The organism is Pseudoalteromonas sp. TP27, from assembly GCF_056470645.1.
Genome location: NZ_JARDAK010000011.1, coordinates 140,098 through 148,998, shown reverse-complemented (window position 1 = coordinate 148,998; position 8,901 = coordinate 140,098). Strand labels below are relative to the sequence as shown.

Here is an 8,901-nt window from a genome sequence, read left to right as displayed (position 1 = left end):
CGAATACGCAGCAGCGCCCGTTTTTTCATTGTTGTACCACGCGTCAAAGCCCGATAAATCGAGTTTATTTTCGATGATATAACAAAGGGCATATTCAAATGTACCAGGCAAAATTTGCTCAGCGAAATTGATAGGAATGAATTTATTTTGACAGGATAAGTCAGGCTTGTAGTTAGCCATAACAGTTTACCGTGGGTGAATAATATCTATTAGATCACAGCGAACAGATGGATTCAAGATTAAAAAGCAACCAACCAAGAATAGTTGGATACGTTCCTAAAAAGAGTAATTCTACAGCCTCAACGCTTACATAAGCGGAAAATTATAGTTGGCTAAAATGTGCGAGGTACGAGCGCAGCAAACTGTAAATTTTCCGTTTGATGTTCTTGTTAGGGGTTGTCTGATTTTTAACCTAAAAGCTAAATTCTCTTTGCAATTATTGAAGTAATTACAGGTACTCTTTCACCCTTAGCCAGAATAGGGTTATGGGCATGCCCGTATGAAAATTCACTTTTTTCGCGTACCCATTCGACTTGATTAACTTCGACTACTTCAAAGCCAATTTTTTTAAATACGTGAGTATCGTAATCATCTTTTTGAGAATCAAATATCTCTTTTTCACTAAACCCAACAACTAATTCACCTCTATTAGCTAAATGAATATATTCAACAGAGTCGATGCAAACATCACTTGAAATTATTATGTCTTCGATTTTTTCTCTATATAACTTTGACTTTGTTATCGGGTGAGGCTCTTCTTTTGTGTTTTTAAATATATCTTCACCATGAGATCCAATAAACCAGCCAACGATCACTTTGGGTTCAAAAGCACAGATAAGTTGTTTTTCTGTCTCACCAATATTAAAAAAATCACATTTATGTATTTGATGCTTTATACCTTGGTTTTCTAATCGTGTCATAGCTTGTTCTATGAGACTTTGGTTATTATCCAGAGATAATACATCTCTGTTTTTTGCAAGATGAATCGTTCCATTACCTATACCACAACCAAATTCAAGAGTGTTTTCACAGGGGATCATTCTTGATAATTGTTCATAAATATTGTTAGATTCGAGCTGTTCAGACTCTGCCTTCCAAAGTTGTGAATATTGTTCAGGGTTACTAAGCTCTTTAATAGATTCCCTAGCTGTGTCAACTAACTCATCAGAAGGAGTTGAATCAAGCTGACTTTCTACAGAATCAATTATATCCATCCAATGATTATATTCATTATCCGAAAAATCAAAACACTTCTTCTTTTGAGAATTTTCTATAAATTCAATAAGTTTAATAGTCAGATTTTTTACTACTTCATTTGGCCGACTTTCTAAACCATCATCAAAAATATCTTTCTCATAGTCTTCAGAAATCGTGGCTTGTTTTAAATAACGCCCTAAATAATAGAATGCAGATCTAGCATCAGACACTAACTCATTAGAAACCATATTTTTTAGTTCATTCATCTTATCCAATCCTTATAATATCGAATGCGGCCTGTGGTAAATCAGAGACTATATACTCATGTGACATCGGGTTTGCACGTTTTTTGACATCAACCTTTTGATAAAATGGTAATGCCTCAGTTCTAGATATAACGCAAAGTAAAGGTTTGAACTGTTGGTCTTTTGCAAGCTTTGAGATAACAACTATTTCATCGTGAATTTCTTGGCTAATTTTTTTAAGCTTAAGCATAATACCAGCACCATTTCTTATGCCCCTTCGATTCAGTTTTATTTTCGTATTATGCAAATCAGAACCATCAACTTCATTTTTTAAAGTGTTGTATATTTCAAGTGGAGATGAACTTGGAGGGACAGTGAAATGAGGTGATTGAAAATCTGAACCAAAATAAGGGGTACACCATAAGTAATGTTTATCACCATAGTATTTTTTATTAATATTGTAAGCCAACGTACTCATAGTTGAATACAATACAGGGTGATCAATGTCTTTCATGACTTAACTTCTCCATATTAGATTGAAACATAAAAACCCCTAACCGCTTATTGAACACCACTTTGGGGGGTTATAACACCCCAAAACGGCGTATATTACATTGCTTAATAATTCCACCAAACTACTTCAATGTAAACAAGTAATTACGTATGTTATAAAATTGCCGTTGTTAAAATACACCAAAACAACTTTTAATAATGTTATTGGACAAAACACAAACAACTGTCTGTGCAAACAGTGCGCGTTTAAAGCTTAATATTATTTATAAAATTTATCTTTCTAACGATGATTAAAGATCCTATGTATAGCAAGCGTTTACAACAAATTACCAGCGGGGTTACCAGCCCTTTTTCAAGATTATAAACTCCCCGATTTAAAACAAAAAAGCACAGCCCACAAGCGCCATGCTTTTTAAATAAACCTTAATCCAGTTCGGTTTACAAACGAATGCCGCCGTCTATTTCTACCACCCGACCGGTAAAAAAGTCGTTTTCGATTATGTATTGTGCGGTATGGGCAATTTCGTCGCTTTCGCCTAAGCGCCCTACTGGCGTTACTGCAAGCATTCGTTGTTTCGCTTCGGGCTTCATGGCGTCGGTCATGGCGGTGCTTATTACACCTGGTGCAATAGCGCCTACGCGTATACCAAAGCGTCCAAGTTCTTTAGCCCATGTGGTGGTAAGTGCCACTACGCCTGCTTTTGATGCCGCGTAGTTTGTTTGGCCTATGTTACCTGCGCGCGCTACGCTCGACATATTAACGATTACGCCGCCTTTACCTGATTCAATCATGTGGCTTGCAGCTTCCCGCCCTGCTAAAAACACACCTGTCAGGTTTACATCAATCACCGATTGAAATTGCTCAAGAGACATTTTTTTAACGACTTTGCCGTCTTTAGCCTTTATAAACATGCCGTCGCGTAAAATACCGGCGTTGTTAATAAGTACGCCAATGTGACCAAAATCGCTGTTAATGGTATTAAATACGTTTTCTACTTCGCTCTCAGCGGTTACGTTTGCGGCATAACCTTTAATATTGCTTGTGACACCTTCAAGCTGCGTTAACTGCTCGCATGCGGTGTTTAATAAGTCTTGTGCCATATCTATTAAAGCGATGTTTGCACCCATAAGAGCAAACTTTTGCGCCATTGCAAAGCCTAAACCTTGTGCGCCACCGGTTATTACTACCGTGTTATTTTTAATTTCCACGCGTTGCTCCTACTTAGAAAACAGTTTAAAAATGGCACTAAAGTCATCACTACCCGCACCTTGGTGCTGTAGCATAGTGTATAAATTTTTAGCCATTGAACCCATTGGGGTTGATGAATTACTTTGCTGCGCGGCTTCCATGGCAAGCCCTAAATCTTTAGCCATTAAATCAACCATAAAGCCTGGTTTATAATCGTTACTAGCCGGTGCGGTATCCATTACACCTGGGCAAGGATTGTAAAGTTCAAGCGTCCAGTTACGGCCAGAACTTGCGGTCATTATGTCGCTAAGTACTTTAGGGTCTAGGCCGTTATTTATACCCATTTGCAGTGCTTCGCTGGTGCCTGCCATTAAAATGCTAAGCAGCATGTTGTTACATATTTTGGCAACTTGCCCTGCACCAATATCGCCTGCATAAAATATGTTTTTACCCATATCACTAAGCACTGTATTTGCTTTATTAAACGCTGCTTTTTCGCCGCCTACAATAAAGGTAAGTGTGCCTGCGGTTGCGCCTGCAACGCCGCCCGATACCGGTGCATCTACAAAGCTTATGCCTTGTTCACCAAGCGCACTGCCTACAATGCGGGCTGACTCTGCATCTATTGTTGAGCAATCAATGACTAATGTATTTTTGCTCAGGACGTTAATTAGGCCTTTGTCGTCATTATTACCTAAGTACAACGACTTAACATGTTTGCCCGCAGGTAACATACTAATAAGTACGTCAGCATTAGTTGCGCACTGTTTTGCATCAACTGCTGCTTTTGCGCCTTTGCTTGCAAGCTCATTTACGACCGATTGGTTTAAATCGAACACACTCACAGTATGTCCTGCTTTAATTAGGTTAGCCGCCATTGGGCCACCCATATTACCTAAACCAATAAAACCTATGTTTAATTTACTCATAGTTGTTCCTTTTAGATACCAATTTTATTTAACAGCAAGCTCATTGAGCGGGTGATTTTCGCCAAAGCGGTTAGCAAAAAAGCTATCTATTATTGTTTGTGGTACATCACTAAGTGTTTTGTATTGCCAATTTGGCGCACCGTCTTTATCTATTAGTAGCGCCCTTACACCTTCTTGAAACTCACCTACTTCGCCAGCGCGAACCGACATACCCAGCTCCATTTTAAAACACGCTAATAAGCTTTTGCCTTGGCTTGTTTTTAATTGCTCACTTACAAGTGCACAACTTAGTGGGCAGCCATGTTTAAGTGATTTTTGAGCGCGTTGTAGCCATTTATCGTCAGTGGTTAGCCCTAAAATGTAATCAACTTGCTCCTGCAAGGTTGTAAACTCACCCAGTTTTTGAATCGTTTTTAGGTTAGCTTTTACGTTACCTTTAGGCATACGCGCCGACTGGTTGTCTAAATCGGTGAGTAAATCGGTTAACCTGTCATGATTTAGGCTTGCCGTTTTGCCCCACTTAGCAGTTAAAATTTGCGCAAGCATGGCATCATATTTGTTGCTATCGATAAAGTGATCGGCAAGCGATACAAAACGCGCGTCGTCGCAGTTTATAGAGGCCGACGTTAAGCCTAAAAATAACCCAACACTTTGTGGCATTTTATGTAAAAAGTAACTGCCGCCTACATCTGGGTATAAACCAATGGTTTGCTCTGGCATGGCAATGCGTGATGTTTCGGTTACGACGCGGTGGCTAGCACCGGCCATTAACCCTAAACCGCCGCCCATTACTATGCCGTTACCCCAAACAAGGATTGGTTTATCAAAGGTATGAATAAGGTAGTCAAGTTTATACTCAAGCGTAAAAAACTCTTCAACTAGGCTTGTTGGTTTACCTTGCGCCATTGCATGATGAAGGCTTACAACATCGCCACCAGCACAAAATGCTTTATCGCCAGCGCCTTTTAACAACACCATTGTAATAGCATCATCGTCTTGCCAAGCTTGCAATTGCGGCTCAAGTAATTTGATCATCTCAAAATTAAGTGCATTTAACGCTTTTGGCGCATTGAGTGTAATAAGCCCTATTAAACTGCCATTTTCTGCAGTTGCAGTTTCAAATATCACGGGCTCATCGGCGTTATTTAATACTGTTAAAGCACTCATTAGCCGTTTACCCAGTTAGCGCGGCGTTTTTCTAAAAAGGCATTTACGCCTTCTTGTTGATCTTCGGTATCAAATAAACCAACAAATAATTCACGTTCAAGAGGCAATACACTTGCCATTGGTTGATGACGCCCTTTTTGAATCAATGTTTTACACGCTGCTACTGAGGTAGGGCTTTGATCGGCCACTTGGTTGGCTAGTTTTAATGCCGCAGCAAAGCTTTCACCTTGTGGAACTACTTCTTCTACTAAGCCAATTTGCAGGGCTTTATCAGCTTTTAAGCGCTCGCCGCATAAAATCATGCGTTTTGCCCAGCCTTCGCCTACAAGCCATGCTAAATTTTGTGTGCCACCCGCACACGGTAATAACCCTACTTTAGCTTCAGGTAGCGCCATTTGTGCTTGCTCTTCCGCAATACGTAAATCGCACGCAAGGGCTACTTCTAAGCCGCCGCCCATTGCATAGCCGTTAATAGCAGCGACCGACACACCTCTAAAATTAGTAAGCGCTTCAAACGCTTCACCAAATACACGCGACATATCGGCGGCTACGCCTTTATCGCCACCTGCAAATACGTTTAGGTCGGCACCGGCGCTAAAAAACTTCTCGCCTTCGCCAGTGAGCACTAAGGCATAAATATTTTTATTATTGTTTAGCTCGTTAACGGTATTTTTTAAATCAACTAAAGTGTCTTTTGTCCACGTGTTTGCTGGCGGGTTAGACATTGTTAAAATTGCAACATGACCTTCGGTTGTAAGTTCAATACTCGGATTAGATTTAGATTCTGACATAAATTGCTCCTTATAAAACGTCGCTTGCTGACTCGGCTAAAATACGGCGCGCAATAATTACGCGCATGATTTCGTTAGTGCCTTCTAAAATTTGATGAACACGCACATCGCGTACATGGCGCTCAAGTGGGTATTCTTTTATGTAACCGTAACCACCATGAATTTGCAGTGCGTCGTTACACACGGTAAAACCAACATCGGTAGCAAAGCGTTTAGCCATGGCGCAGTAAGTGGTTTTTTCAACGTCGTTGTTATCAAGTTTAAATGCAGCAAGCCTGACCATTTGGCGCGCAGCTACAAGCTCGGTGTTCATATCGGCAATTTTAAATTGTAGTGCTTGAAACGCAGCGAGTGGTTTACCAAATTGCGTGCGCTCTTTTAAATATTCGCGGGCGGTATTAAGCGCTGCTTGCGCTGTACCAATTGAACATGTGGCAATGTTAATTCGACCGCCATCAAGGCCTTGCATCGCAAATTTAAAGCCTTCGCCCTCAGCCCCTAATAAGTTATGCGCAGGTATGCGTACATCTTCAAAGCTAATTAGGCGTGTAGGTTGTGCGTTCCAACCCATTTTTTCTTCTGCTTTGCCGTATTCAACGCCTTTTGCGTCGGCAGGGACTACAAATGCCGAAATACCCGCGGCGCCTTCGCCGCCTGTACGTGCCATTACCACCAATACTTCGGTTTCGCCAGCGCCCGATATAAACATTTTTGAGCCGTTAATAACGTACTCATCGCCCTCAAGCACGGCTTTTGTTTTAAGTGATGCGGCGTCTGAACCCGACCCTGGCTCTGTTAAACAATAAGAGGCAAGTAGCTCGCCCATTACTAATTGCTCTACGTATTGGTCTTTAACTGCATCGGTACCAAAACTTGCTACCATCCAGGTGGCCATATTATGAATGGTTAACATGGCCGTTGTTGCGGTACAGCCCATAGCAAGCTGCTCAAAAATAATGCTCGAATCTAAACGTGATAAACCAAGGCCGCCCGCTTCCTCTGGCGTGTATAAACCACAAAAACCAAGCTCGCCAGCCGCTTTAATCGTGTCTTTAGGAAAAATATGTTCGCGATCCCATTTTGCTGCATAAGGTGCGAGTTCTGACTCGGCAAATTGTCGTGCTGTTTGCGCAAAGGCTTGTTGATCTTCTGATAAGTTAAAGTCCATGGTAGAGACCTCTTTAGTTGTGTTTGTTGTTGTGTGTCGTTTTCCCATTACAGGAATAGTTAGTGACGAGCGGCGAAAGCTTATGTGTGTTGTGTGTGAAGTAGCCTTCGCGCCCATCTTTATTATTAATTATTCTTTTATTTACTCATTTTTTAATTACGATTATTTTAAGTTAATGCTCATGTTTGGACCCGAAGCAATATCGTCTTCAAACCAACGTGAGGTAATCGTTTTAGTTTCTGTGTAAAAACGAATACCTTGTTTACCGTACGTGTGCGTATCGCCATAAAATGAGCCTTTCCAACCAGTGAACGAAAAGAACGGAAGTGGCACCGGAATTGGTACATTAATACCTACTTGCCCTACTTCAATTTCGTGTTGGAATTTACGAGCCACTGCGCCGCTTGAGGTAAATAACGAGGTGCCGTTACCGTAAGGGCTGTCGTTAATAAGTGCGATTGCTTCATCAAGCGTGTCTACAAACATACACGCCAGTACGGGGCCAAATATTTCTTCTTTGTATAAATCCATTTCTTTGGTTACGTCAGTAAATAACGTTGGGCCAACCCAGTTACCTTGCTCATACCCTTCAACTGTAAAGTCTGAGCCATCAATTAAACAGGTAGCGCCTTGCTCTTTACCACCGGCAATAAGCGATAAAATACGCGACTTTGCTGCTTTTGATGTTTGTGGACCATATGCCGCATTTGCATCATCCCATACACCTGGGCGTACATTTTCAAAGCCTGCTTTAATTTCATCTACCCATTCGCTCGCTTGGCCTACAAATACAGCAACCGAAATACCCATACAGCGCTGGCCAGCAGCACCAACTGATGCACCCACTAGGTTGTTTACAACGTGCGATTTACTTGCATCAGGCATAATAACCATGTGGTTTTTAGCACCAACACAGGCTTGAACGCGTTTAAGGTTTTGCGTGCCTTTAGAATAAATATAAGCACCTACGCCACACGAGCCAACAAACGAAATAGCACGTACTGCTTTATCTTCTAATATGCGGTCTACTTGTGGTTTTGTACCGTGAACAACTTGTAATACGCCTTTTGGTGCACCGGCTTCAATAAATAGCTCTGCTAAACGCATTGGTGTAAGTGGATCTTGCTCAGACGGTTTTAAAATAAAGGTGTTACCACACACAATAGCCAGCGGGAACATCCAAAGTGGGATCATTGCAGGGAAATTAAACGGAGTAACGCCCGCACATACGCCAAGTGGCTGCATGTAAGAATACGTATCGATTTTACGGGCTACGTTTTCCATTGTTTCACCCATCATTAATGATGGTGCGTTAGCTGCTTGTTCTACTACTTCAATACCACGCCACACATCGCCTTTTGCATCTTCAAATGTTTTACCCAGCTCGTGGCAAATAATGGTAGCAAGCTCATCGTGATGTTCTTTTAATAGCGCCGCGTACTTCATCATAATGCGAGCACGTTCTGTAATAGGTACGTCTTTCCATGTTTTAAACGTCTCAGAGGCTGAGGCAATTGCCGCGTCCATTTCTGACTCGGTGGTACATGGCACTTGTGCAAGTACTTCTTGAGTTGCTGGGTTTATAACATCGATAAGCTCTTTTGATGCTGATTGAATAAATTCGCCATTAATAAGTAGTGGTACTTGGTGCATGATTAAATCCTAGTGTGTGAGTTGTGTGTTCTCATTAAAAATAAGTAGC

Annotated in this window: 9 protein-coding genes; all 9 read right to left on the bottom strand. The window is 41.3% G+C overall.

All coding sequences use genetic code 11. From position 1 onward, the window contains the following. The coding region (locus PX700_RS13930) for a transposase (protein ID WP_479521027.1) at positions 1-180 on the bottom strand (180 nt) is incomplete at its 3' end. Between the two features lie 239 nt (positions 181-419). Beyond that, positions 420-1,463, bottom strand: a complete 1,044-nt coding sequence (locus tag PX700_RS13925) for a class I SAM-dependent methyltransferase (RefSeq protein WP_479521026.1) — start codon at positions 1,461-1,463, stop codon at positions 420-422. A gap of 1 nt (position 1,464) precedes the next feature. Then, positions 1,465-1,956: a hypothetical protein gene (locus PX700_RS13920; RefSeq protein WP_479521025.1), complete on the bottom strand. Its 492-nt coding sequence runs from the start codon at positions 1,954-1,956 to the stop codon at positions 1,465-1,467. A 437-nt stretch (positions 1,957-2,393) separates the two neighbouring features. Then, on the bottom strand, positions 2,394-3,164 hold the full coding sequence (locus PX700_RS13915) for an SDR family oxidoreductase (protein WP_149602660.1): 771 nt from the start codon (positions 3,162-3,164) through the stop codon (positions 2,394-2,396). A 9-nt stretch (positions 3,165-3,173) separates the two neighbouring features. Next, on the bottom strand, positions 3,174-4,073 hold the full coding sequence (gene mmsB, locus PX700_RS13910; protein WP_479521024.1) for a 3-hydroxyisobutyrate dehydrogenase: 900 nt from the start codon (positions 4,071-4,073) through the stop codon (positions 3,174-3,176). Positions 4,074-4,097: 24 nt separating this feature from the next. Continuing rightward, positions 4,098-5,240, bottom strand: coding sequence for an enoyl-CoA hydratase/isomerase family protein (locus tag PX700_RS13905; protein WP_479521023.1), 1,143 nt, complete (start codon positions 5,238-5,240; stop codon positions 4,098-4,100). Continuing rightward, positions 5,240-6,031: an enoyl-CoA hydratase gene (locus PX700_RS13900; protein ID WP_415636047.1), complete on the bottom strand. Its 792-nt coding sequence runs from the start codon at positions 6,029-6,031 to the stop codon at positions 5,240-5,242. The genes PX700_RS13905 and PX700_RS13900 overlap by 1 nt, the downstream gene beginning before the upstream one ends. Positions 6,032-6,041: 10 nt before the next feature. Then, on the bottom strand, positions 6,042-7,199 hold the full coding sequence (locus PX700_RS13895) for an acyl-CoA dehydrogenase family protein (protein ID WP_165727517.1): 1,158 nt from the start codon (positions 7,197-7,199) through the stop codon (positions 6,042-6,044). Positions 7,200-7,361: 162 nt separating this feature from the next. After that, a complete protein-coding gene (locus PX700_RS13890; protein WP_479521022.1) occupies positions 7,362-8,852 on the bottom strand; it encodes a CoA-acylating methylmalonate-semialdehyde dehydrogenase in 1,491 nt (496 codons plus the stop codon). Positions 8,853-8,901: the final 49 nt, after the last annotated feature.

Coding starts and splice junctions, on each gene's coding strand:
- PX700_RS13925 (WP_479521026.1), bottom strand. CDS start 1,463: ATGAATGAACTAAAAAATATGGTTTCTAATGAGTTAGTGTCTGATGCT.
- PX700_RS13920 (WP_479521025.1), bottom strand. CDS start 1,956: ATGAAAGACATTGATCACCCTGTATTGTATTCAACTATGAGTACGTTG.
- mmsB (WP_479521024.1), bottom strand. CDS start 4,073: ATGAGTAAATTAAACATAGGTTTTATTGGTTTAGGTAATATGGGTGGC.
- PX700_RS13905 (WP_479521023.1), bottom strand. CDS start 5,240: ATGAGTGCTTTAACAGTATTAAATAACGCCGATGAGCCCGTGATATTT.
- PX700_RS13900 (WP_415636047.1), bottom strand. CDS start 6,031: ATGTCAGAATCTAAATCTAATCCGAGTATTGAACTTACAACCGAAGGT.
- PX700_RS13895 (WP_165727517.1), bottom strand. CDS start 7,199: ATGGACTTTAACTTATCAGAAGATCAACAAGCCTTTGCGCAAACAGCA.
- PX700_RS13890 (WP_479521022.1), bottom strand. CDS start 8,852: ATGCACCAAGTACCACTACTTATTAATGGCGAATTTATTCAATCAGCA.